Below are 23571 nucleotides of genomic sequence, written 5' to 3' on the forward strand. Positions count from 1 at the left end.
GGTTCTGCGACCAACAGGAGATGTCGTCGCATACGGCGACCGGACGTTCCTTGCCGTAGGAAATCGTCTTGAGACGGCTCGCCGAAACGCCCTTGGAAACCAGGAAGTCGCGCGTGGCGGCGGCACGGCGGGCACCGAGCGCCAGATTGTATTCGCGCGTGCCGCGTTCGTCGGCATGGCCTTCGACGACGATGGCATACTGCTTGTACTGGTTCAGCCACTGTGCCTGGCGCGACAGCGTCGTCTGTGCGTCGGCACGGATCGAGGTCGAGTCCGTATCGAAGAAGATACGGTCGCCGATGTTGACGGTGAAGTCCTGTGCCGAGCCGGGTGTTGCGGCACCCGCGCCATTGAGGCCAAGGTCAGCGGCGCTGTTCGGCGTCTTCTTCGAAGCGCAACCGGTGATGGCGAGCATCGCCACCAGCGCGATCATGGCCGGGTTTCTGGTCAGTGCTGCGATACGGCCCATGCCGCCTCTCCTTCGTATTCGAGTGATCATGTTTCGAGTGATTTCGTTGATCACCCAGTAACCACGTTTGGGTTAACCGGCATTCAAGAAACACGGTTAAAATTTGGTTTAGGCTGCCCGTCCGCAGCTGTTTTGTCGTAGGCCACAGTTGGCGCGGACCCTAGGCGGAAATGCGGCCAAAACGCGACGAAGGCATGGAAAAGGGGAATGTAAGAGGGGAATTGAAGAGTTGGAGAACTGAAGAATTGAAGAAGGATGTTTACCCTAGCTTCACTCTGAGGTTCACCAGCATTCCGTACACCTGGCCATACGATTGTAGCCACTCGTCCCGTTGCGCCTGCGAGATGTATTCGAGATCGAACGCGTATGAAATCCACGTCTCCACTTCACTGCACGATCCTATGGCCATCGAAATGAACCGGGCAAATTCGGCTTTGGAGTGGCTCTGTTTGGCAAATCCCTCGGCCAGATTGGCGCAAATCCCTTTGCTGGAACGCCGCAGCTGATCGGCCAGCGCGTATTGCTCTATCTTGGGAAAAGCGAGGGTGGCCTTGTGAACCGCCAGAGAGACCACGTAAGCGCGCTTGTAGACCTCTAGATCCTTTGCTCGCTTAACGTAGCCCTCTACTTTCTCCATCTCTTCAATTCTTCAATTCGCCAATTCCCGTTCTATTCCAGCAGCGGTGACCAAGCCGGATCCGAAGCAAAATTCGTCGTCGGGATCGGCTGCTCGTTGCGGCCGGTGAGATCGACGGAAACCAGTTTCGGGCCGCCATTGGCGTCGCGGAAGAACATCAGCACGCGGCCATTCGGCGCCCAGGTCGGACCTTCCTGCTGGAAGCCGGACGACAGGATGCGCTCGCCCGAGCCGTCGGTCTTCATGACGCCGATCTGGAATTCGCCGCCGCTCTGCTTGGTGAAGGCGATGAGGTCGCCGCGCGGCGACCAAACCGGCGTCGAATAGACGCCATCGCCGAAGGAGATGCGGGTCTGGCCCGATCCGTCGGCGCCCATGACGTAGATCTGCGCGCGACCGCCACGGTCGGAGGTGAACACCACCTTGCTGCCGTCGGGCGAGTAGGAAGGCGAGGTGTCGATGGCGGTCGAGTTGGTCAGCCGCGTCGTCGAACGGCTGCGCAGGTCCATGGCGAAGATGTTGGAATTGCCGTCGTCGCGCAGCAGGCTCATGATCACCTTCTGGCCGTCGGGCGAGAAGCGCGGTGCAAAGGTCATGCCTGGAAAATTGCCGACCAGTTCACGCTGCCCGGTCTCGATCTGCAGGAGATAGACCCTGGGCTGGCCGCTCTCATAGGACATGTAGGTGATTTCCTGCCGGTTCGGCGAGAAGCGCGGCGTCAGCACGATCGACCTGCCGTCCGAAAGGTAGCGGACGTTGGCGCCGTCCTGGTCCATGATGGCGAGGCGCTTCTTGCGCGCGTTCTTGGCGCCGGACTCGTCGATGAACACGACACGCGTGTCGAAATAGCCCTTCTCGCCGGTCAGCCGTTCATAGATGGCGTCGGCGATGATGTGGGCGACGCGGCGCTGATTGGCGTCGTTGGCGAAGAACTGCTCGCCGGCCATCTGCTGCCCCGCGAATGTGTCCCACAGCCGGTACTGGGCGCGGATGCGGCCGTCTGCTTCCTTGCTGACGCTGCCGGTGACCAGAGCCTGCGCATTGATCACCTTCCAGTCGTCGAAGCGGGGGGTTGCGTCCGGATTGGCGATCTTCTCGATGAAGGCGCTCTTGTCGATCGGCGCGAACAGGCCGGAGCGCTTCAAGTCGGCGGTGACGATCTGGGAAATCTGCGCGCCAAGTGCGTCGCCGCCCTGGAAATCGGTGATGGCGATCGGCAACGGCTCGACATTGCCCTTGTTGACGTTGAGTTCGACCAGCGCCCAGGCAGGCATCGGAACGATGGCCGTCATGCCCAGCGCCATGGCTGCAATCGTCAGGAGCGGCTTGAGGATTGATTTCATGTCTTCTCGCTTCTCATACTGATCTTCGGATATCAGGGCCTAGAGGCCGAGCATCTCCCTTGGGTCGAATGTGACCCGGATGTCGTTCCAGATGTCCTGCTTGCCGGCGGGAACTTGCAGGCCGGCCATGTCGCATTTCTGAACCGCGCGCACCGCGCTCTCGTCGAACTGCCTGTTGCCGCTCGACGTTTCAACGGAAGGACGGCCGTCGAGCTTGCCGGAGTTGTTCAGGTTGAAACGGACGACGACGACGAAATTCTCCGAACCTTCAAGCCCGGCCGGCAAGGTCCAGCAACCGCCGAGCTGGCTTTCCAGGGCGCCCTGCTCCGACTTCGACAGCTTCTGGCCCTGATCCTTGTCGCCGCCGAGCGACGCTTGCTGCGTCGAGCGCTTGGCGCCGCCGCCGGACGGCTTCTGCTTGTCGAGCAGCGCCGAAATCTCGTTGGCGTTGAACTGCTTGTCGTCCGACTTTGGCTTGGACGAGGCTTCCTTGACCGGCTTGTCGGCATCCTTGCGTTCAGGCGCCTTGGCGCTTTCGGCCTGTGCCGGCTGCGGCTTCGGCCGGGCCTCCGGCGCGGGCGCCGAATTCGGCAACTGCGTCTCCTCGGTGGGCGGGTCCTTGGCTATGGCCTCGGCGACGGCGTCGGGCTTGACCTCGGGCGTCGGATCGATGGCGGCGGTCTTGTCCTGCGGCGGCGGTGTCGGCGCGGGCTTTGCCGGAGTGGGCTTCGGCTCGGTCTGCTTGACCGGCTCAGGCTTGACCTCTTCCTTGGGCGTCGGCGCTGGCGCCACTTCCGTCGCCGGAATGGGCTTGGGCTTTTCCTGCGACTTCGGCACGTCCTCGGTCTTCGGGATTTCCTTCGGGGTCGGCGCGGGCGCCGGAGCCGAGGTCGTGTCGACGGGTTTCGGCTTGGCTTCAGGCGTTATCGGCTTGTCGGTGTCGACGCTGTTTTCGCCGACCTTCTGTGCATTCGGCACGATATCGGGACGCTGCGTCGGCAACGGCGCCGGCTTTTCATGCATCACGGCCTTCTTGTCGCCCTGCAGGGTCTGCGCAATGGCTTCCATCGGCACGATATCGACCGCGACGGACTCGACATCGGCGGACGGAAGCGCGGCCGGCGCCGACAGCGTGAACAGGCCGAAGGCCAGCACCGCCGTATGCAAGATCACCGATGTGGTGAGGCCGGTCCTCATCGTGTGTCTATTGATCCTGTTCCTGCAGTGAAACCAAGCCGATGTTCTTGTAGCCAGCGGCCGAAATGCGGGCCATCACCTTCATCGCCGTGCCGTAGTCGGTCGACTTGTCGCCTCGGATGAAGATGCGCTCTTCATAGCCGGTCTTCGAGATCGCCTGCAGCTTGGCCACCAGCTCCTCGATCGGAATCTCGGTTTCCTGCAGGAAGATCTTGCCGGTCGCATCGATCGACACGGTGATCGGCTGGGTGTCGGCATTCATCGCCTTGGCCTGCGTGTCGGGCAGGTCGATCGGCACGCCGACCGTCAGCATCGGTGCGGCGACCATGAAGATGATCAGCAGCACCAGCATCACGTCGACCATCGGCGTGACGTTGATCTCCGACATCAATGCATGGTGACGGCCGCGCCGTCGATGACCCCTGCCGCCACGTCCACCACCTGCGCCTACAGACATTCCCATGATCGTCCCTCAGGCCTTCGGCGCGACTTTTTCATCGATTTGGCGCGAGAGTATGGCGGAGAACTCGTCGGAGAACCCCTCCATCCGCACGGCGATCTTGCTCGCATCTGATGACAGCTTGTTATAGGCGATGACCGCCGGAATGGCGGCGAGCAGGCCGATGGCCGTCGCCAGCAGCGCCTCGGCGATGCCGGGCGCGACCACCGCGAGACTGGTGTTCTTTGAGCCGGCGATGGCCTGGAACGAGGTCATGATGCCGATGACGGTGCCGAACAGGCCGATGAAAGGTGCCGCCGAGCCGGTGGTGGCGAGAAAGCCGAGGCGGCCCTCCAGCTTTTCCATCTCACGGGTCAGCGCCAGGTCCATGGCCTTGTCGATGCGGGTCTGCAGGCCGAGCGGCGACTTGGCGCCTTTCTCGAAACTCTTCTTCCATTCGCGCATGGCGGCGACGAAGATGGCGCCCATGCCTGTCGTCTTGCGGTCGGCAAGGGTGCGATAGAGCTCCTCCAGCGACTGCCCGGACCAGAAAACCTGCTCGAAGCGGTTCAGCGCCAGGCGCATGCGGCCATAGGCAACCAGCTTGTCGACGATGATCGCCCAGGTCCACACCGAGGCGCAGAGCAGCCCGATCATGACCAGCTTGACCACCCAGCTGGCCTGCATGAACAAGGCCCAAATCGACAATTGCGCGCCCGGTTCGGCGAGTGCGATATTTTCCATCGTTACGTCCTTAAGATTTTCCGGGCGAAGCTGGCGGCTGGCCCATGGCATCCCTTGTGGTCGGTTCGCACGAAGCTACCGGACACCCCAAACCGTGCCGTTAGCGGCCTTTTCGGGGCAAATATTGGTGAAAGGAAGGCGCTGGATAACGCCAATCTTCACCAATCTCTTCATGAACCGTTATGGTTAAGGATGGGTTAGTCCATAAGGCGCGGCGCATTGCCGCGCCCCGGCACCGCCGCCGGCGAAGTCAGCACGCGATCCGTCCAATCAGTCCTGGGGAACGACCTTGGGCATGAACGCCGCCACCCATTCCCTGGGAAAACGCCTCGGCCGGCCGTTTTCGCCGATGATCGCCGCCTCGACCTTGGCCTCGACCAGCACCTCGTCGCCGCGCTTGAGCTGCTGCGCCATGAAGATACGCGCGCCGGAAATGGTCTCGGTGCGGGTATCGACGGTCAGGATGTCATCGATACGGGCGGGGATGCGGAAGTCGATCTCCATGCGGCGCACCACCCACACGATCTTCTCGCCGTGCTTGCCGTCGGCGAGTTCGGTGTGATGCACGCCGGTGAGCCTGAGATAGTCGGAGCGGCCGCGCTCGAGGAATTCCAGATAGCGCGCGTGATAGACGACACCCGAGAAATCGGTATCGGCATAATAGACCCGCGCCATCAGCCGGTGGCCGAACGCGGTCAGCGCACCGGAAAGCCCTGCCAGCAATGCCGCGGATTCACCATGATCGCCCATTGCGCTTCCCTTTTGGATGCCGACGCGGCAGGTATTTTTGGCGCATGAACCCGATGGCACTGTTAACGACGATGATCAAGACCTTGATGGCGGTCGTGCTGGCGCTGGCCGCTTCTACACTGTCGGGTGAGGCGGCGACCTTCACGATGAAGCGCGGTCTCAATCTCGACCAGTGGGTCACCTGGCCCGGCGAGGACCAGTGGGGTGATGCCAAGGCCATCCTGCCCTACCCGGAATGGCGCAAATTCCTCAACGAGGACGACCTCAAGGCGCTGAAGGATGCCGGCTTCGATTTCCTGCGCATGCCGGTCGATCCGTCGCCTTTTCTCTCGGACAAGACAACGGACCTTCGTGACCAACTCTATGCCAGCGTGCTGGACTCGGCGCGCATGATCAATCGCGCCGGACTGAAGGTCATCGTCGACATGCACCTGATCCCGGCCGGCGGCGGCCGCAAGATCGGCATGGGCGAAGTGATGGACGACCCCGCGACCTTCGACCGCTATGTCGAGGTGGTTCGCGGCATGGCGCGCACGCTGGCCGCCGAAGATCCCGAGAAGGTCGCTTTCGAACCCATGAACGAGCCGATCGTCGATTGCGACAGCGACGGCACCAGCCTGTGGCCCGACCGCCAGCGCAAGCTGTTCGCGGCGGCGCGCGCCTCGGCGACGAAACTGACGCTGGTCCTGACCGGAGCTTGCTATTCCGCTGCTTCGTCTCTGGAAAAGATCGACCCGAAGACGATCCCCGACGACAACGTCATCTGGACCTTCCACTCCTATGACCCGTTCCTGCTCACCCATCAGGGCGCGACCTGGGCCGGCGACTTCATTCCCTATGTGACCGGCCTGCCCTATCCTTTGACCGCGGTGCCGAAGGCGCAGCTTGATGTGACGCTGGACACCATCCGCGCCCGGATCAAAGCCGAGGCGCCGTGGACACGGCAGCATGGCCTGCTTGCCTACCTCGACGAGCAGGTCGCCAGCATGGACAGCGCCGACAAGCTGCTTGGCTTGATGGATGCGCCGTTCAAGGCTGTCGAGGCTTGGGCGAGGGCCAACGGCATCAAGCCGGAAGACATCACGCTGGGCGAGTTCGGCATGATCCGCCAGGAGTATGGCAATGCCTACGTGATGCCGGCCGAATATCGGGCCGCCTATGTCAGGGACATGATCGCTCGGGCCGAAGCGCATGGCTTCTCATGGTCGGTGTGGAGCTATGGCGGGGCTTTCGGCATCGTCGACGCATTCAATGGCGACAAGGCCGAGCCTGACGTGCTGGACGCAATCCGAAGCCTGCCATGACCCGAAGCCTGCCATGACGCGCCGGTCAGCCGAGGTCTATCTGCAGGATTTCCGGGCGCATTCCGAAACGGATCGGCAAATTGCTGAAGCCAAGCCCGCCCGAGACGATGAGGTTGCGGTCGTTCTCGACGACATGGCCATAGGCGTAGCGATTGCCGAACTGGGATGGCACGATCGGCGAATAGCCGAACAGCCGCACCTGCCCGCCATGGGTGTGTCCCGATAGCGTCAGCGACACACGCCACGGCACTTTTGGAAAAATGTCCGGTTCGTGCGCCAGCAGGATGACGGGCGCGGCGTCGCTGATTTTGGCCAGCGTGCCGTCGAGATCGTCCAATCCCCTGGGAGGCTCGTGCTTCTTTTTCGGCAACAGCGCCAACTGATCGGCGAGGCCCGCGATCCAGACGCCATGTCCGTCCTTTTCCAGACGCACGGCGTCGTTCTCCAGCACCGGGATGCCGGCTTTCTCCAGAGCCTTGCGCGCGATCGTCGGGCCGACTTCGGCACGCTGCGCAAAGCCGTCGGCCCACCAGTCGTGATTGCCGAGGATCGACACCACGCCGAGCGGCGCCTTGAGGCCCGACAGGGCGCCAGCCCATTCCGGCGGCGTCACCCTTTGCGACACCAGGCGCATGCCGGCTATGTAGTCGCCGAGCAGCACGATCAGGTCCGGCTGCAAGGCATTCGCCTCTTCGGCAAGCGACGCGATCCGCTCCGGCGTCATCCACGGCCGGCAAGCATGGATGTCGGCGAGCGCGACGACGCGCAGCTTCAATCCGGCCGGCCAATGCGGTGGCGTCAGCGCATAGCGCTTCACATGCGTCAGCAGCATCGGCTCGATACCGACGGCGTAGGCGCTGAAGGAGGCGACCGACAGGAACGACCCGCCGATAAAGCGCAGGAACCCGCGTCTGGTTATCATCAAGTGGCTCCGGCACCTCATTTCGGCATGCGCTGCTACATGTCGCCCAAAAGCGATCTCGGTCGGGAGGAGGACATGCATGGATGCAGCGAACCCGATACAATCCAGCAATACGCCGGTAAGCCGGCGAAGATGAGGAGAATTTGCGCAGGCCCGTTCACTGATGCTTGATCGCTGGTCCGCGAAACCCGCGCCTGATCGCTTGCGTGGCTATTCTTCCTGGAACAGATTGATCTGCTGCTGCGCCAAATCCTTCGGCGCATCGAGGCCGAGATGGCGCCAGGCATTGGCGGTCAGCATGCGTCCGCGTGGTGTGCGCTGGATGAACCCCTGCTGGATCAGATAGGGCTCGATGATGTCCTCGATGGCATCGCGCGGCTCGGACAGGCCGGCGGCGATGGTCTCGATGCCGACCGGACCGCCGCCGAAATTACGGGCGATCATGCTGAGATAGCGGCGGTCGAGGGCGTCGAGGCCAAGCGCGTCGACTTCGAGCCGGGTCAAGGCCTCGTCGGCGATCAGGCGGTCGACATGGCCGTCGCCGGCCACCGAGGCGAAATCGCGCACGCGCCGCAGCAGCCGTCCGGCAATGCGTGGCGTGCCGCGCGCGCGCCGCGCGATTTCCAGCGCACCGTCGTCGCCGAGTGGCATCTGCAGGATGCGCGCGCCGCGCCGCACGATCTGCTCCAACTCCTCGACGGTGTAGAAGTTGAGCCGCACCGGGATGCCGAAGCGGTCGCGCAGCGGATTGGTGAGCAGGCCGAGCCGCGTGGTGGCGGCGACCAGCGTGAAGTGCGCTAGGTCGATCTTCACCGAACGCGCTGCCGGACCCTCGCCGATGATCAGGTCGAGCTGGAAATCCTCCATCGCCGGATAAAGGATTTCCTCCACCGCCGGGTTGAGCCTGTGGATCTCGTCGATGAACAGCACGTCGCCTTCTTCGAGATTGGTAAGCAATGCCGCGAGATCGCCGGCCTTGGCGATGACCGGCCCGGAGGTCGAGCGGAAATTGACACCGAGTTCGCGCGCCATGATCTGCGCCAGCGTCGTCTTGCCCAGCCCCGGCGGTCCGACGAACAGCACATGGTCGAGCGCTTCCTTGCGGCCCTTGGCGGCCTCTATGAAGACCTTGAGATTGGCCCGCACCGCCGCTTGGCCGACGAAATCGTCAAGCGTTTGCGGCCGCAGGGTCTGCTCGGCATCCTCGCCGCGCTTTTCCGGTGCAATGAGGCGGGGGGAAAGGCTCATGGGACCTTCCTTGCACAGGGCAGCGCCCCGGACAAGCGATGGCTCACCGTGCCAGTTCCTTCAACCCAAAACGGATCAGTTTGGACGCATCGGCGCCCTCGCCCGCCGTCTTCAGCGCTGCTGACACCGCATTGGCGGCGGTGTCGCGGGAATAGCCGAGATTGACCAGCGCCGAGACGGCGTCGGTGATCGGCGCCGGCGCTACGCCTTCGCCGAGTTCCTGCTTGAGCCCAATGGTGCCGGTGGCGGTGCCCGCATAGGCCGGCGCCTTGGCCTTCAATTCGGTGACGATGCGCTCGGCCACCTTCTTGCCGACGCCGGGCGCGCGGGAAACCATGGCGATGTCGCGCAGTGCAATGGCATTGGCAAGGTCAGCCGGCGCCAGCGTCGACAGGATGGCCAGCGCCACCTTGGCGCCGACACCCGGCACATTGTTCATCAGCAGCCGAAACCATTCGCGCTCGAGCTGCGACTGGAAACCATAGAGCCGGATCATGTCCTCTCGCACATAGGTCTCGATGAACAGCACCACCGCTTCGCCAGGCGAAGGCAGCGCGGCAAGCGTGCGGGTCGAGCAGTACGCGACGTAGCCGACGCCGTGGATATCGACGAGACAATGGTCTTCGTCGACCTCGTCGAGCGTACCCTTGAGCTTGCCGATCATGCCAGATCTTTCATGGGAGATAAGCCCCTCATGGGTGCGTTTCCGGAGAGATGATATCGAGATCGGGGAAATAACTGCGATAGCGCGCGGCGTCGCGGGTCAAAAGACGATGTCCGGCAACAGCCGCATGAGCACCAATAAAGAAATCAGGCAAGATGCGTTCCCGAACGCCGCCGGCCCGGCGATAGCGGGAATGCGTGACGCCCGCAAGGAATGCCGCGTCCCAAGGTACAAGTTCGCGATCCATTTCGAGCATGTCGACGGCTCTTCGAAGCGCCGTCTCCGTCGGGATCAGCGGCGCGAGCTCAGACCAGACGATTGTATTGACGACCAATGCGCCGTCGCTACGGCATGAAACGATTGCAGACGCTGACCATTCCGTCAGCGGCCCGGTTGGCCCCCAAACGTCGATGAGGACATTGGTGTCAATCAACGTCGAGATCTTCACGCGGGCCTCTCAACCACTCCATGTAAGCGTCGGCGGTCATGCCTCCCAGATCCAGTGTGCCCGCCATGCCGTGGAGAATATTCCTGAACCTGCGCGCGACTTCTTCATCGGACAGGTTTTCATTGACGGCAACGAGCCGAGCCCCTTCCTCGGTGGCCACGAACTCAACCTCGGAGCCCGGTCCGATGCCCAGATGGTCCCTTATCGGCTTGGGGATTGTGACTTGGCCCTTGGTGGTCACGCGCATGGTAATACCTCTAGGGTATTACTACGCGCGCAGCGTGAACAAGTCAAGAACATTGCTATTCGGCAAGCGCCATTCGGTAAGCGGCACTTTGCCGGTGATGCACGTGACAAATCGCGATGGCCAGCGCGTCGGCGGCATGTTCGGTGTCGAAGATCGCTTTCGGCAACAGCACCTTCACCATCATGTGGATCTGCTTCTTGTCGCCGTGACCGACGCCGATCACCGCTTTCTTCACCGCGTTCGGCGCATATTCGGCGACGACGAGGCCGGCGCGCGCCGGCACCAGCATGGCGATGCCGCGCGCCTGGCCGAGCTTCAGCGTCGCAACGGCATCCTTGTTGACGAAGGTCTGTTCGACCGCGGCTTCATGCGGCATCGCCTGGTGCAGGATGTCGGCGAGCCCGTCATGCAGCTGGCAGAGCCGCGTCGCCAGCGCCGCCTTGTCCTCCGAGCGGACGGTGCCCGCAGCAACAAAGCGCAAGGAATTGCCGAGGCTCTCGACGATGCCCCAGCCGGTGCGCCTGAGCCCCGGATCGATCCCGATGATGCGAATCGCGTCCCCCATGCCGTGAGTGTACCTCCGGCGGACAGCGATGCCAGCGAAAAGTGAACAAACCGGAAACGTTCAGCCAACCGGGAGGCCTCGACGTTTCTCAGTTGCGGGCGAAAGCCGTGTTGAGCAGGCTGATCTGGTCCGACACCGGATTGGGCCGGCGGGCCACGGGCTGCATGTCGACCACGGCGCCTGCGCCATAGATCTCTTCGTCCATGCGGCGCACCAATGCCTGCAGGCGCAACGACCGGTTGACGAGATCGAGGAAATCGGTCGGCAGTTCGGCCCAGCCGGCCGCCTCGTCATGGGCGGAAGCGGTGTCGAGACGCACCTTGGATTTTTCCGAAGCGACCTGATCGCGCGTCATCTCGCCGGAATTCGCCGCACGCTGCAAAAGCAGCCACGAGGCAACCTGCATCAGCCTGGTGGTCAGCCGCATCGATTCGGCCGCGTAGAGCGTGGCCGCCAGCCGCGACAGTTTCTTGGCCTCTGCCCGGCCCTTGCCGTCGAGATATTCCGCCGCCTGTTCGACTAGGCCCATGCCTTCCTGGTAAAGCGGTTTGAAGGAGTGCGAAAACACCCGTCGTTCCGCCAGCTTGACGGTTTTCGCAATGCCCTTCGAAGGCTCGTTCATTGATACGCCCCTGCACTTGCGACCGGCCGATTCGGCTCTCTGCCGATACACCCGTGACCCTATAGAACTGAAGCTTGAAAATGCGCTTCGTCCGGGGTGAAGGCAAGCACATGTTTAACAGAAGGTTAACGGCGTTCGGCCGTGCGGAATGCCGCCTGGGTGCGGACAAAAAAAGAGCCGCGGATAAGGCGGCTCTCAGGAGTTTAACAGGGAGGCGTCAAACAAAGTGGCTCCAACCACTCGGTAAGAATCCAGATCACTGGATGGACATAGTAAACGCCTGTAAAGCTTAATGAACCCTTAACGGCTCTGATGTTTTTTTACCCAACACCGTGCTCCTGTGCCGTAACAACACAGCCGCACCGGCTGGGTTTCAGCCTTCACTCAGGCTTTTTTTCCACACCACCGGCAAGGCGATGAAGGCAAACAGCAGCATGCCTGCGTAGAAGCCGATCGAAGATATCCCCAGCAACGGCTCGATCCCCGGATTTCCGGCAAGCAGTATATAAAGGCCGATCATCAGCCCGATGCCGCTGATTGCCGTCAGCCAGAAATGGACAAGGGCCAGCGTCTTTTGCCCGGCAGCCGGAAACAGGTGGTAAAAGAACGCGAAAACCGCCGACATCAGCCAACCGGCCACCATCGTGTGGGCGTGGGTCGGCATCTGGCCGTGGTCTTCGCTGATCGCCATGTGAATGCCGAGCGCCATGCCGCACAACGCGTAGATGATCGCCAGCGTGAAGAAATTCCGTGCTACCCCTTGCATATTAGTCCCCCGAATTGCCTTTTCCCAAGCTGGGAATGGGTGATCGTCAGGCGAGCGCTGTCGCCGCCGGACTTCCGGCGTCGGCACTAGCATCGGCAGTGTTTCCGGACGATGTCGCTCCCCGACGCTGCCGACGATAGCAGAAAACCGGGCGGTGGGTTCATCATATTAGTTTCTCCTTTCGTTAGCCGGCAGCCTGAAACACAGCCGGTTTTTCCACGACATCGTCCTGAAACAGCCGCGGCGCTAAACGCTGCGGCATCGAAGCGGCGGGCGGGCAATGGCGCGGCCTCGCCAGCAACCATTGGACATCGGGGAGAAAGCCATGGATTGGTATTCCATCATCAAATTGCTGCACATCCTTTCGGCGATGCTTTGGGTCGGCGGCGGCTTCACGCTGATGGTGCTGGCGACGCTGGCGGATCGCGCCGGCAACATCCAGGGAACGCTGCAGGCGATGCGCGCCACTGGCGAACTGGGCAACCGCTTCTTCGCTCCGATGTCGATGCTGACATTGGTCTTCGGATTGATCATGTGCTCGTTCTGGGTCGGCTTCTCCGATCTCTGGGTCCTGATCGGGCTTGCCGGATACGCCACGACCTTCTGCATCGGCATGTTCGTCTTCAAGCCGACCGCCGACCGCATGGGCGCGATGATCGCCAGGGATGGCGTAACGCCTGCGGCACTTGGCTATGGACAGCGCATCCTGCGGGCGGCGCGCTTCGACTATGCGGTCATGCTCATCATCATCACCGACATGGTTCTGAAGCCTACCCTGCACGACGTCGGGATTCTCGCCGGCATGGTGGTGGTCCTTGCCGCCGGTGCCACAATGGCGCTCAGCCGGCCAAGACGCATGGTGCCCAGCGCCGCCTGACGCGGCTGGAGCGCTACATGATGCCGGCGATCCCGTCCCACAGAAGCTTCACTGCCACGACCGCCACGGTCGCATAGGTGAAGGGATAAAAAATTTCTGGCCGCATCCGCCGCACCAGCCAGGCACCGGCGATGGTCGACAGTGGCGCCAGCGGCATCAGCACGGCGGACGCCGTCAGATTGGCGGTGTCGAACTGGCCGAGCGCGAAATACGGGATGAGTTTCAGCGCGTTGGTAGCGGCGAAGAAGATCGCTGCCGTGCCCGACAACACCCTGGGGTCGAGCCGGATCGGCAAGGCATAGACCTGGAAGGGCGGGCCGCCGACATGGGCGACGAAGCTGGTGAAGCCTGCGACCGTGCCCCATATGGCCGCGGCCACGCGGTTAGGTGCGGCCGCATGGTCGGAACCATGACGAAATTGCAGGTAAAGCCAGCGCAGCACGAAGATGATGGCAACGGCGCCGACGATGAGCCGCACCGCTTCCTCGGTGACCAGTGCCGCCGTCAGCCAGCCAAGCCCTATGCCGAGAACAGCGCCCGGCATCATGTCGACCAGCATCTTGCGGTCGTACACGCCCCACCATGTCCACACCGAGACGATGTCCATCAAGCACAGGATCGGCAGCAGGATGGCGGCCGCTTGAACCGGCGGCATGGTCAGCGCCATCAGCGGCACGCCGACGAAACCGACCGCGCCGCCGAAGCCGCCCTTGGACAGGCCGACCAGGATGACCGCCGGAATGGCGGCCGCGTAGAACCACGGATCGAGAAGCAGGCCTGACATGAGGAGGAACTGATCTGGAGGGAAAGCGCGTCGACGCCTGAATAGCCCACAATCTTGAGTCGAGCGACAGCAAAAGCAACCCGCGCGCCTCGCCATGCCCTATTCTATCGCCACGCCGAAACCAGCAGGAACATCGGTCGCTCGAGTTCTTCCGCCAGGTCCGGTCTGGCCGCGATCTGCGCGTCCGTCGGACTGAATTCCTCGACATGCTCGATCGTGAAACCCGCGCGGATCAGGGCGTTGAGCGTGGTGCCGATGGTGCGGTGATGTTTCACCACCCCCTTGGCCAGCCAGTTGGTCTTGCGCGGCCCTTCCACCAGATACTGGTCGACAGGCCAGGTCCTTTTCCCCTCCCCATCGATCGACCAGCCCGGATTGGTCGGCGCCATGTAGATCGGATGCTCGGTCGAGAAGACGAAATGCCCGCCGGGCGACAGGGCTTCGTGCACGGCCCCGAACAGGCGCTCAATGTCTTCGACGTAATGCAAGGCGAGCGAACTGTAGGCGAGGTCGAAGCCGCCTTGCGGCAGGCTGAGCTGGTCGAGGTCGGCTCTCTCGTAGGTGATGCCGGTGTCCGGGCCGGCCGCTCTCGCACGGGCCAGCATCTTCTCCGACAGGTCCAGCCCAAGGACTTCCCTCGCTCCATTTTCATGTGCCCAGCGGCAGAACCAGCCAAAGCCGCAGCCGAGGTCGACGACCCTCAGGCCACCGACATCGGGCAGCATCGCGCGCAACGCCGGCCACTCGGCGGCACCATCCAGGCCTTCGACGGAGCGGCCAAGCTGGCTGTAGCCCGCGAAGAAATCGGGTTGATCATAAATGTTCTGCGCCATCTTTTTTTGGCTCCTCGGACGGTCATCCGGCGGAAGACTGACAGATGGTGGACTGGCCGCGCCTTTCCACCACTGCCATGCCGTGTCAAGCCTACGAGGCCGCCGGCAACCCCAGTGGCGGCGGTCGCCGCCGGATCGGCTGTGCCTTGATAATGGCGGTGCTGGTCTCGGCCTTGTCGGCGATGCGATCGAGAATGCCGTCGAGGTCGCCGATCGAGCGCACGAACAGCCGGGCGACGAAGCAGTCGTCGCCGGTCACCTTGTCGCATTCGCCAAACGCCTCAATCTCCTCGATCAATTTCTGAACGATGTGCAGCTTGCCCGGCAGAGGCTTGATCCGCACGATCGCCTGCAGCGTATAGCCGAGCGCCAGCGGATCGATCTCGACGGTGAACGCCCGGATGACGCCGCGCTCCTCGAGGCGCCGCAGCCGCTCCGAAACGCTCGGCGACGATAGCCCGACCTGGGCCGCCAGATCCTTCAGCGAGGTTCGCGCATCCCTGACCAGGATTTCCAGCAGATTTCGGTCTAAATCATCCAGCATTTTCTATTTCTCGTTGATTTCGAGCGGATGCCTAATTTAATTAGGCACTATCATTATATTGCCTTTCCTAGGAGATGGATAGCCCAGACCTCACATGAGATTATGCCGCCTCAACGGGTTCAGAGGCTTATTATGAACGATACGGTACGAGGCACGGTCGAAATGTCGGCCGCAATGGCGATCCTGGGAACGATCGGCTGGTTCGTCATCATGTCCGGTCAGCCGATCATGGATGTCGTGTTCTGGCGCTGCGCGTTCGGCGCGCTGACGCTGCTCTTCATCTGCGCTTCGCTTGGATTACTGCGCAACAGGCTGTCGTTGCGCGTCATCGGCCTTGCCGCGCTTGGGGGTGCGGCGATCGTCATCAACTGGCTGCTCTTGTTCAGCGCCTTCTCGCGCGCGTCGATCTCGATCGCCACCGCCGTCTACAACACGCAGCCTTTCATGCTGGTCGGCTTCGGCGCGCTCTTGTTCGCCGAGCGGCTGACATTGACCAAGCTGACATGGCTGGCAATCGCCTTCGCCGGCATGCTGCTGATCGTCGCCGCTGCTCCCGATGCCGCTGATGTCGGCACGAACTATTTCGCCGGCATCCTGATGGCTCTGGCCGCCGCCTTTTTCTGGGCCGTCGCGGCAATCGTCACCAAGAAGCTCAAGGGCACGCCACCGCATCTGATCGCGCTGATTCAGGTCTGCGTCGGCGTCGTCATGCTCGCGCCCTTCGCCAATTTCGCGCATCTCCCCGGCGATCCATGGAGCTGGGCCATGCTGGCAACGCTCGGCATCGTCCACACCGGCCTGATGTACATCCTTATGTACGGCGCCATCCAGAAGCTGCCGACGCATCTGCAGGGGTCGCTGTCCTTCATTTATCCGGTCGTTGCCATCCTGGTCGATGTCACCGCCTTCGGCCACCGGCTGCACCTCAGTCAGGTCGCCGGCGCCGCCGCCATCCTGATCGCGGCCGCCGGCATGAACCTCGGCTGGACATTGTGGAAACCGAGACCGGCCGCCGCGAGCCCCGAGCCGATCAGGTAAGGCGACGCGCCGGCTGCCCGGCGGATCAAAAATCGCGATCCGGCTGCCCGCCTGTTCAAAGCGGGCAGTTTGCTCTATGCCGCAATCCAACCATCTTCGCCCGGCATAGGCGAAACCCGGGATCGAAGAACCATGAATGACGCAACGCCCCCCAACCGCTGCCGCATCGTGCTGATCGCGCCGTCCGGCGTGTCGGCGGATCGGATCACGGCCGCATTCGACGGCGGCGATGTCGCCTCGCTGATCCTGCCCGAGAACGGCATGGACGAGGCCTCCTTCCAGGCCTTCGCCGAGCGTATCGTGCCGGTCGCGCAGGCCGCCGGAGTGGCCGTCATTATCGCTGGCGACACCCGCATCGCGGGCCGCGTCCAGGCCGACGGCATCCATGTCGAGGTCTCCAAGGCCGAACTCGCCGAGACGATCGAACATTTCCAGGCGAAAATGACGGTCGGCGCCGGCGGCGCCAAGACGCGTGACGACGCGCTCGAACTCGGCGAAGCCCGGCCCGACTACATTTTCTTCGGCCGGTTCGGCTACGACAACAAGCCCGAGCCGCATCCGCGCAACCTGTCATTGGGGCAATGGTGGGCGCAGATGATCCAGATCCCCTGCATCGTCGAGGCCGGTTCCGATCTTGCCTCTGTCGAAACCGTGGCCGCCACCGGCGCCGAATTCGTCGCGCTGTCGAGCGCCGTGTTCGCCGACGGCATCGATCCGAAGGCGGCGATCGCCCGGGCCAATGCGCTGCTCGACGAAACAGCGCCGCGCCTCGAGGACTGACGTGTTCCTGGCAAGGCTTTCCCTTCAGGCCCTGCTCGCGGCGGTGATGATCCAGGCCGCCGCCGCCGAAACCATACCCTTGCCGCAGCCCAAGCCTGAAACCGGCGTGCACACCGACAAGCCGATCGAAAAGCAGCTGCCGCAGCCCGCCACCACATCCGAACCCGCGCCGTTGCCATCGGCCGACAGCGTCAATCCCGACCGCTTTGGCGCCAAGCCGGCGGACGCTGCCTATGGTGCCTTCCAGCGTGGTCTTTACAAGACCGCCTATAATCTGGCGCTGGTCCGTGCGCAGAATGGCGATCCGGCGGCGCAGACGCTGGTGGCCGAGATCCTGTCGCGTGGGTTGGGCGTGCCGTTGAACGCGGCCGAGGCCGCGAAATGGTACGCGCTTGCCGCCGAGCAGGGTGTGCCGGAATCGCAGTTCCAATATGCGTTGATGCTGCTCGACGGCCGCTACGTCAAGAAGGACGCGAAGGAAGCCTATGCCCTGATGCAGGCTGCCGCCGAGGCCGGCAACCAGCTGGCGCAGTTCAATTTCGCGCAGATGCTGGTCCAGCAGGATCCCGGCAACGCCGGCCTGGCCAAGGCGGTTTCCTACTATGAGCGTGCCGCCGCGACCGGTCTCGCCGACGCGCAGTACGCCATGTCGCAGATCTATGCCAACGGCGTCGGGGGCAAGCCGCGCGACGATGCACAGGCACGGCGGCTACTGGCGCAGGCCGCCCGTCAGAACTACGACACCGCGCAGATCGATCTCGCCGCCTGGATGATCGAGGGCCGCGGCGGCGCGCGCGACCTGAAATCGGCCTTCGGCTGGACGAAGCAGGCCGCCGAAGGCGGCAATGTCGCGGCCCAGAACCGGCTGGCAAAACTCTATATGCAAGGCATCGGCACCGATCCCGACCTCGTGCTCGCCGGCGCCTGGTACATCGTCGCCTGCCGCGCCGGCCTCATCGATCAGCAGATGGACGATTTCCTGCAAGGGCTGAGCGACGACCAGACCAAGCAGGCCCTGCAGAAGGCCAACCGCCTGCCCTGATGGCGGTAGGCGGAACCGGCCGGTGCCCGCCCCCGTTGCTCAGCCGCAACCCGCCCTCCCTTGCCTCTCCGGGCGATTTGTGGTCTTGGAGCCTTAAATCGCCTGTCACGGCGAACATCCCATACCAATGGCCCGGCCGTTGGCAGCATCCCGGATCCCATCACCATGGCCAAGATCAATGGCAACGAAATCCGCCCCGGCTACGTCATCGAACACGATGGCGGCCTCTGGGTGGCGGTCAGGACCAACACCGTCAAGCCCGGCAAGGGCGGCGCCTACAACCAGGTTGAGCTGAAGAACCTCATCAACGGCACCAAGCTCAACGAGCGCTTCCGTTCGGCCGAAACGGTCGAGCAGATCCGGCTAGACCTGAAGGACTTTTCCTTCCTCTACGAGCAGGACGACGCGCTGGTGTTCATGGACACCCAAAGCTATGAGCAGCTCGAACTGAACAAGGATTTCGTCGGCGACCGTGCCGCGTTCCTGCAGGACGGCATGATGGTGACGGTTCAGCTCTACGAGGAGCGGCCGATCGGCATTTCGCTGCCCGATTACGTGACGCTGACCATCACCGAGGCGGATCCCGTGGTGAGGGGCCAGACGGCGGCATCCTCCTACAAGCCGGCGGTGCTGGAAAATGGCATTCGCGTGCTGGTGCCACCCTTCATCGGTGCCGGCGAACGCATCATCGTCGACACCAACGAAATCACTTACGTGCGCCGCGCCGACTGATGCATGCATGTCGCCCGGAAGCGGCCCCGGTTTGGGTCGCCGGCACGCATCGAGACAGAATTTAAAGCGCCGCACCAGGAAGAAGCACTATGGCACGCTCAGCCCTCCTCAACGTCATGGTCCAGGCCGCAATGAAGGCCGGCCGCTCGCTGTCGCGCGACTTCGGCGAGGTCCAGAACCTGCAAGTCTCGATGAAGGGCCCCGGCGACTATGTCAGCCAGGCCGACCGCAAGGCCGAGGACATCGTTTTCGCCGAACTGTCGAAGGCACGTCCTGGCTACGGCTTCCTGATGGAAGAGCGCGGCGCCGTCGCCGGCGATGACAGCCAGCACCGCTGGATCGTCGACCCGCTCGACGGCACCACCAATTTCCTGCACGGCATCCCGCTTTTCGCCGTCTCGATCGCACTGGAGCGCCAGGGCCAGATCGTGGCGGGCGTCGTCTACAATCCCGCCATGGACGAGCTCTACACCACCGAGCGCGGCGGCGGCGCCTTCATGAATGATCGCCGCCTGCGCGTTGCCGGCCGCACCAAGCTTGTCGACACGGTGATCGGCTGCGGCGTGCCGCATCTCGGCCGCGGCCATCATGGCAATTTCCTGGTCGAACTGCGCAACGTCATGGCCGAGGTCTCCGGCGTCCGCCGCATGGGCTCCGCCTCGCTCGATCTTGCTTATGTCGCCGCCGGCCGCATGGACGGCTTCTGGGAAGTGGGCCTGTCGGCCTGGGACATGGCCGCCGGCCTGCTCTTGATCCGGGAAGCGGGCGGCTTCGCCTCCGACATGGATGGCGGACAGGACATGCTGGACACCGGCACGGTTGTCGCCGGCAACGAGATCATCCAGCGCGCATTGCTGAAGACGGTGAAAAAGCCGCTCCCGCCGCGCTGAAGCAATTCCGGAAAAAATGTTCGCGGTTTTGCATCCAGAATTGCGGTCAAGGCAAAGCGCGCAGTCGTAAAACCGCAAACAAAGCTTGAAATACTGTCCGTCGGTTGCCCAGATATGGGGTGATGCAGGACGATAGATGACCGACACCCCGCCACAGATCGAGATTCCGTTCATCGGACGCTGGCACTATTCGCGCGCCGAGATGATCGCCGACGGGATCGTCCATGCTGTCGGGATCGTACTGGCGATCGCGGCCGGTTCGGCGCTGCTGGCGCTCGCCGCCTTCCGGGTCGGGCCCGGCGAATATATCGCCGCCGCCTTCTATGTCGTGTCGCTGCTCACCGTGCTCTCGGTGTCGCTGACCTACAATCTGTGGCCGGTGACCTCGCCCGCGAAATGGATCCTGCGGCGCTTCGATCATGCCGCTATCTATCTCTTGATCGCCGCCACCTACACACCCTTTCTCGCCCAGTTGGGAAACTCTGCGCTGGCGCGCTGGATGATCGTCCTGGTCTGGGCCGCGGCCGCAACGGGCATTGCCATCAAGGTGTTTTTCCCCGGCCGTTTCGACAGGCTGGCGATCGTCTTCTATCTCGCCATCGGCTGGAGCGGCATCGTTCTCTTCAAGCCGCTCGTCGAGACGCTGCCGAGCACGTCGATCGTGCTCATCGTCGCCGGTGGCGTCGTCTATTCCTGCGGCGTGATTTTCTTCGCCTGGAAGGCGCTGCGCTTCCACAACGCACTGTGGCACGGCTTCGTCGTCACCGGCGCTGGCCTGCATTTGGCGGCCATGGTCGACTGCCTCGTCATCAACCGCCTCTGATGCGTCGGCTCCAAAGGCCGCCTGTGGCAATATTGCCAAGCACCATTCAATTTGGTCATAATTCCGTTTAGAGTTGCCAACTACGTGATCGGCGGCAGCGGCATCGGAAACGGGGCACGGATGGCTTTTCTCAGATCCTTCGGCATGGGCAGGCGCTCCGACGTGCTGATCTACGACCCGCATAAACTGTCCAGTCCGCAGGTCTTCCTGCTGACCATGGTCATCTTCCTGGCCATCGTCGCTTTCATCGCCGCCATCCTGACCCGCCAGGTCACCACCGCTTTCGTCACCAACCCCGGCCTCAACGGCCTGATCGTCGGCGTGCTCGTCGTCGGTATCCTGCTGGCCTTCACGCAGGTCGGGCGGCTGTTTCGCGAGGTCCGCTGGGTCAACTCTTTCCGAGCCGGCTCCGAAACCACCGAACCGGTGCTGCTGGCGCCGATGAAGGCGATGATCGGCCGTTCCTCGTCCATGGCCTTTTCGACCTCATCGATGCGCACAATGCTCGATTCCATCGCCACCCGCCTCGACGAAAGCCGCGACACCTCGCGCTACCTTGTGGGCCTTTTGGTGTTCCTCGGCCTGCTTGGCACTTTCTGGGGCCTGCTGAATACGATCGGCTCGATCCGCGAGACCATCGAATCGCTCGATCCCGGCACGGGTGACGCCGCCGCGGTGCTCGATTCGCTGAAACAGGGCTTGTCGGCGCCGCTGGCCGGCATGGGCACGGCCTTCTCGTCCTCGCTGTTCGGCCTCTCCGGCTCGCTCGTGCTCGGCTTCCTCGACTTGCAGGCCGGCCGCGCCCAGACACGTTTCTACACCGAGCTCGAGAACTGGCTGTCCTCGGTCACGGATCTGTCGTCCGACATCGTCGTTTCCGACCCGGCCAAGGCCGACTCTTCCGACGAGATCCGCGTCCTCTCGGAGCGGCTGCGCAGCATGCAGGAAAATGGCGGCGGCTCCAACCCGCGCGTCGCCACCGCCATGGCCAATCTCGCCGATGGCATTTCCGGCTTGGTCAAGAACATGCGCTCCGAACAGCAGATCATGCGCGACTGGGTCGAAGCCCAGTCGGACGAACAAAAGGCGATGCGCAACACGCTGGAAAAGATCGCCGACGCGCTGAAGAAGCCCGGGGTGCACTAGCATGGCGCTTGCCAGGGGCCGGCGTACCGATCGCCGCATCGACTATTGGCCGGGCTTCGTCGACGCGCTTTCGACGCTGTTGCTCGCCATCATGTTCCTGCTCACCGTCTTCGTGTTGGCGCAGTTCCTGCTCGGGCGCGAAATCTCCGGCAAGGATACGGCGCTGTCGCGCCTCAATTCGCAGATCAACGAACTGACCCAGCTTCTGGCGCTGGAGCGCTCGACGGCACAGGACAAGGACGATTCGCTGGCCAACCTGCAGGCGTCGCTGTCGGCGGCGGAGGCGGAGAAGAGCAGGCTCGAACAGTTGCTGGCGCAAGGTGCGGGTGCCGGCGACGCCGCCAACCAGCGAGCCGCGGCGCTGGGCGGCGAACTGGACAGCCAGCGCCAGATCAGCCAGCAGGCGCTGAGCCAGGTCGAGATCCTCAACCAGCAGATCGCGGCATTGCGCAAGCAGATCGGCGCGCTCGAGGATGCCCTCAACGTCTCCGAAACGCGCGACCGCGATTCCAACACCAAGATCGCCGATCTCGGCCGTCGCCTGAACGTGGCGCTCGCGCAGCGTGTGCAGGAACTGAACCGCTACCGCTCCGATTTCTTCGGACGTCTGCGCGAAATCCTGGCCGATCGCGAGAACATCCGCATCGTCGGCGACCGCTTCGTGTTCCAGTCGGAGGTTCTGTTCCCGACAGGATCCGAAGTGATCAACGATGCCGGCAAGGTCGAGATGAAGAAGCTCGCCGACGCCATCATCGAACTGCAGAAAGAGATCCCGCCGGAGATCAACTGGGTGCTGCGCGTGGACGGCCACACCGACAACAAGCCGCTGTCCGGCACAGGCCGTTATCGTGACAATTGGGAACTGTCGACGGCGCGCTCGACCTCAGTGGTCAAGTTCCTGATCGAAAATGGCGTGCCGGCCAACCGGCTCGTCGCCGCCGGCTTCGGGGAATTCCAGCCGCTCGATCCCGCCGACACCGAAGAGGCGCGCAACAAGAACCGCCGCATTGAACTGAAGCTCACCGAACGTTGATCCATGATCACGCGAACTCACGCGAAATTGTCCGCCGGCTCAACTCTAGGGCGCAGGCATCGGCCGGCAAGGCCTGAAAAGATTATCTTTTTTTAATTACACTTGGCGCCGAAGCGCTCCTAGCTTGCTGCGCAGGGCCGAGAACCGCCGGCGATGCCTCCCATCGCGACGCGACGGGACTGGACGACCCAAAATGGTCCGAAGGCGAGGCGGCGCGGCCGCTCTCCCTTCCAAGCAGGAGGAAGCGCACCATGCGCTCATCAGCATCTCTCAAGACTGCAACGCTTGCCGCAATTCTCATTGCCGTCCCGCTCGCCGGCGCCTATGCCGCGGGCCACCACAAGGGTGCTCTCGATGCGACCACCCCCACCGACATGGCAGGTCCTCGTGTCGAGGCGCTCGTAGAGCAGGTTCAGGGTGTTCATCAGGGCATCGTCGACGCCAGGCAAGCCAACCACATCACCCCGGCCGTCGCGGAGCGCCTGGAAATGCGCACCGCCCGCATCAGTCAGGTCGCCGAGAGGATAGCCGCGTCGGATCACGGCAGGATCCCGGCCGCGCAATACCATGACCTGCTGCGCCGGCTCGACAATGTGGATCAACGTCTGATGGTCGACACCGGCAGCGGTTTCCTGATGGGTGATGGTGCCGACGGCGGGAACTATCCGAACGGCTGAGGGCTAT

29 protein-coding genes are annotated in these 23571 nt (G+C 63.0%); 11 read left to right on the forward strand and 18 right to left on the reverse strand.

Annotated features, from left to right (window positions below; genetic code table 11):
* From pal to ybgC, 7 genes are all read right to left on the reverse strand, one after another.
* The coding region (gene pal, locus LB524_RS24740; protein ID WP_224530928.1) for a peptidoglycan-associated lipoprotein Pal at positions 1-469 on the reverse strand (469 nt) is incomplete at its 3' end.
* A 259-nt stretch (positions 470-728) separates the two neighbouring features.
* Positions 729-1106: a four helix bundle protein gene (locus LB524_RS24745; RefSeq protein WP_140712595.1), complete on the reverse strand. Its 378-nt coding sequence runs from the start codon at positions 1104-1106 to the stop codon at positions 729-731.
* Between the two features lie 32 nt (positions 1107-1138).
* Positions 1139-2410: a Tol-Pal system beta propeller repeat protein TolB gene (gene tolB, locus LB524_RS24750; protein WP_224531044.1), complete on the reverse strand. Its 1272-nt coding sequence runs from the start codon at positions 2408-2410 to the stop codon at positions 1139-1141.
* Between the two features lie 78 nt (positions 2411-2488).
* A complete protein-coding gene (locus tag LB524_RS24755) occupies positions 2489-3646 on the reverse strand; it encodes a TonB family protein (protein WP_224530929.1) in 1158 nt (385 codons plus the stop codon).
* A gap of 7 nt (positions 3647-3653) precedes the next feature.
* Positions 3654-4109, reverse strand: coding sequence for a protein TolR (gene tolR / locus LB524_RS24760; protein ID WP_023784270.1), 456 nt, complete (start codon positions 4107-4109; stop codon positions 3654-3656).
* 9 nt (positions 4110-4118) lie between these two features.
* Positions 4119-4829 (reverse strand): protein TolQ, encoded by a 711-nt coding sequence (tolQ, locus tag LB524_RS24765; protein WP_015315267.1) that lies wholly within the window; start codon positions 4827-4829, stop codon positions 4119-4121.
* Between the two features lie 270 nt (positions 4830-5099).
* Complete coding sequence (ybgC, locus tag LB524_RS24770; RefSeq protein ID WP_140822578.1) at positions 5100-5579, reverse strand: tol-pal system-associated acyl-CoA thioesterase; 480 nt, start codon at positions 5577-5579, stop codon at positions 5100-5102.
* A 53-nt stretch (positions 5580-5632) separates the two neighbouring features.
* On the opposite strand from ybgC, the gene LB524_RS24775 reads away from it, so the two are divergent.
* Entirely contained in the window at positions 5633-6883 is a 1251-nt protein-coding gene (locus LB524_RS24775; RefSeq protein ID WP_224530930.1) for a glycoside hydrolase family 5 protein, read from the forward strand.
* Positions 6884-6908: 25 nt separating this feature from the next.
* Here LB524_RS24775 and LB524_RS24780 read toward each other — a convergent pair whose 3' ends face one another.
* The 8 genes from LB524_RS24780 to LB524_RS24815 all read right to left on the reverse strand — a co-directional run bounded on the left by LB524_RS24780 (position 6909) and on the right by LB524_RS24815 (position 12365).
* Positions 6909-7805, reverse strand: coding sequence for a metallophosphoesterase (locus tag LB524_RS24780; protein WP_140616637.1), 897 nt, complete (start codon positions 7803-7805; stop codon positions 6909-6911).
* A gap of 210 nt (positions 7806-8015) precedes the next feature.
* Entirely contained in the window at positions 8016-9053 is a 1038-nt protein-coding gene (gene ruvB, locus LB524_RS24785) for a Holliday junction branch migration DNA helicase RuvB (RefSeq protein WP_015315263.1), read from the reverse strand.
* A 43-nt stretch (positions 9054-9096) separates the two neighbouring features.
* Positions 9097-9717 (reverse strand): Holliday junction branch migration protein RuvA, encoded by a 621-nt coding sequence (gene ruvA / locus LB524_RS24790; RefSeq protein WP_015315262.1) that lies wholly within the window; start codon positions 9715-9717, stop codon positions 9097-9099.
* 28 nt (positions 9718-9745) lie between these two features.
* Complete coding sequence (locus tag LB524_RS24795; RefSeq protein ID WP_140822584.1) at positions 9746-10165, reverse strand: type II toxin-antitoxin system VapC family toxin; 420 nt, start codon at positions 10163-10165, stop codon at positions 9746-9748.
* Positions 10143-10412: an AbrB/MazE/SpoVT family DNA-binding domain-containing protein gene (locus LB524_RS24800; protein ID WP_015315260.1), complete on the reverse strand. Its 270-nt coding sequence runs from the start codon at positions 10410-10412 to the stop codon at positions 10143-10145. Before LB524_RS24800 ends, LB524_RS24795 begins: the two co-directional genes overlap by 23 nt.
* Before the next feature lie 55 nt (positions 10413-10467).
* Positions 10468-10977 carry a crossover junction endodeoxyribonuclease RuvC gene (gene ruvC, locus LB524_RS24805; RefSeq protein ID WP_140662639.1) on the reverse strand — a complete coding sequence of 170 codons (510 nt, stop codon included), beginning with the start codon at positions 10975-10977 and terminating at the stop codon, positions 10468-10470.
* A gap of 88 nt (positions 10978-11065) precedes the next feature.
* Entirely contained in the window at positions 11066-11599 is a 534-nt protein-coding gene (locus LB524_RS24810; RefSeq protein ID WP_015315258.1) for a DUF1465 family protein, read from the reverse strand.
* A 373-nt stretch (positions 11600-11972) separates the two neighbouring features.
* Positions 11973-12365 carry a hypothetical protein gene (locus LB524_RS24815; RefSeq protein WP_015315257.1) on the reverse strand — a complete coding sequence of 131 codons (393 nt, stop codon included), beginning with the start codon at positions 12363-12365 and terminating at the stop codon, positions 11973-11975.
* Between the two features lie 325 nt (positions 12366-12690).
* On the opposite strand from LB524_RS24815, the gene LB524_RS24820 reads away from it, so the two are divergent.
* Positions 12691-13242, forward strand: coding sequence for a DUF2269 family protein (locus LB524_RS24820; protein WP_140616634.1), 552 nt, complete (start codon positions 12691-12693; stop codon positions 13240-13242).
* Between the two features lie 13 nt (positions 13243-13255).
* Here LB524_RS24820 and LB524_RS24825 read toward each other — a convergent pair whose 3' ends face one another.
* The 3 genes from LB524_RS24825 to LB524_RS24835 form a co-directional block, all read right to left on the reverse strand.
* The gene (locus LB524_RS24825; protein WP_224530931.1) at positions 13256-14026 is read right to left on the reverse strand and encodes a sulfite exporter TauE/SafE family protein; all 771 of its coding nucleotides are present in this window, start codon (positions 14024-14026) and stop codon (positions 13256-13258) included.
* Between the two features lie 104 nt (positions 14027-14130).
* Entirely contained in the window at positions 14131-14859 is a 729-nt protein-coding gene (locus tag LB524_RS24830; RefSeq protein ID WP_224530932.1) for a class I SAM-dependent methyltransferase, read from the reverse strand.
* A gap of 91 nt (positions 14860-14950) precedes the next feature.
* Positions 14951-15403 carry an Lrp/AsnC family transcriptional regulator gene (locus LB524_RS24835; protein WP_015315253.1) on the reverse strand — a complete coding sequence of 151 codons (453 nt, stop codon included), beginning with the start codon at positions 15401-15403 and terminating at the stop codon, positions 14951-14953.
* A 132-nt stretch (positions 15404-15535) separates the two neighbouring features.
* Between LB524_RS24835 and LB524_RS24840 the strand changes: the two genes are divergently transcribed.
* The 9 genes from LB524_RS24840 to LB524_RS24880 all read left to right on the forward strand — a co-directional run bounded on the left by LB524_RS24840 (position 15536) and on the right by LB524_RS24880 (position 23564).
* Positions 15536-16441, forward strand: a complete 906-nt coding sequence (locus LB524_RS24840; RefSeq protein WP_140874757.1) for a DMT family transporter — start codon at positions 15536-15538, stop codon at positions 16439-16441.
* Between the two features lie 132 nt (positions 16442-16573).
* Positions 16574-17221 carry a thiamine phosphate synthase gene (locus LB524_RS24845; protein ID WP_140791742.1) on the forward strand — a complete coding sequence of 216 codons (648 nt, stop codon included), beginning with the start codon at positions 16574-16576 and terminating at the stop codon, positions 17219-17221.
* Positions 17222-17267: 46 nt separating this feature from the next.
* Positions 17268-18263 (forward strand): tetratricopeptide repeat protein, encoded by a 996-nt coding sequence (locus LB524_RS24850; RefSeq protein WP_263486799.1) that lies wholly within the window; start codon positions 17268-17270, stop codon positions 18261-18263.
* Positions 18264-18428: 165 nt separating this feature from the next.
* Complete coding sequence (gene efp, locus LB524_RS24855) at positions 18429-18995, forward strand: elongation factor P (RefSeq protein WP_015315249.1); 567 nt, start codon at positions 18429-18431, stop codon at positions 18993-18995.
* An 89-nt stretch (positions 18996-19084) separates the two neighbouring features.
* Positions 19085-19885: an inositol monophosphatase family protein gene (locus LB524_RS24860; protein ID WP_015315248.1), complete on the forward strand. Its 801-nt coding sequence runs from the start codon at positions 19085-19087 to the stop codon at positions 19883-19885.
* Positions 19886-20021: 136 nt separating this feature from the next.
* Positions 20022-20708, forward strand: coding sequence for a PAQR family membrane homeostasis protein TrhA (trhA, locus tag LB524_RS24865; protein WP_224530934.1), 687 nt, complete (start codon positions 20022-20024; stop codon positions 20706-20708).
* A gap of 120 nt (positions 20709-20828) precedes the next feature.
* On the forward strand, positions 20829-21854 hold the full coding sequence (locus tag LB524_RS24870; RefSeq protein ID WP_041163650.1) for a MotA/TolQ/ExbB proton channel family protein: 1026 nt from the start codon (positions 20829-20831) through the stop codon (positions 21852-21854).
* A gap of 1 nt (position 21855) precedes the next feature.
* Positions 21856-22887 (forward strand): peptidoglycan -binding protein, encoded by a 1032-nt coding sequence (locus LB524_RS24875; protein WP_109664719.1) that lies wholly within the window; start codon positions 21856-21858, stop codon positions 22885-22887.
* A 251-nt stretch (positions 22888-23138) separates the two neighbouring features.
* Entirely contained in the window at positions 23139-23564 is a 426-nt protein-coding gene (locus LB524_RS24880) for a hypothetical protein (protein WP_224530935.1), read from the forward strand.
* Positions 23565-23571: the final 7 nt, after the last annotated feature.

The sequence above is a fragment of the Mesorhizobium sp. ESP6-5 genome, from assembly GCF_020164695.1.
Taxonomy (GTDB): domain Bacteria; phylum Pseudomonadota; class Alphaproteobacteria; order Rhizobiales; family Rhizobiaceae; genus Mesorhizobium; species Mesorhizobium australicum.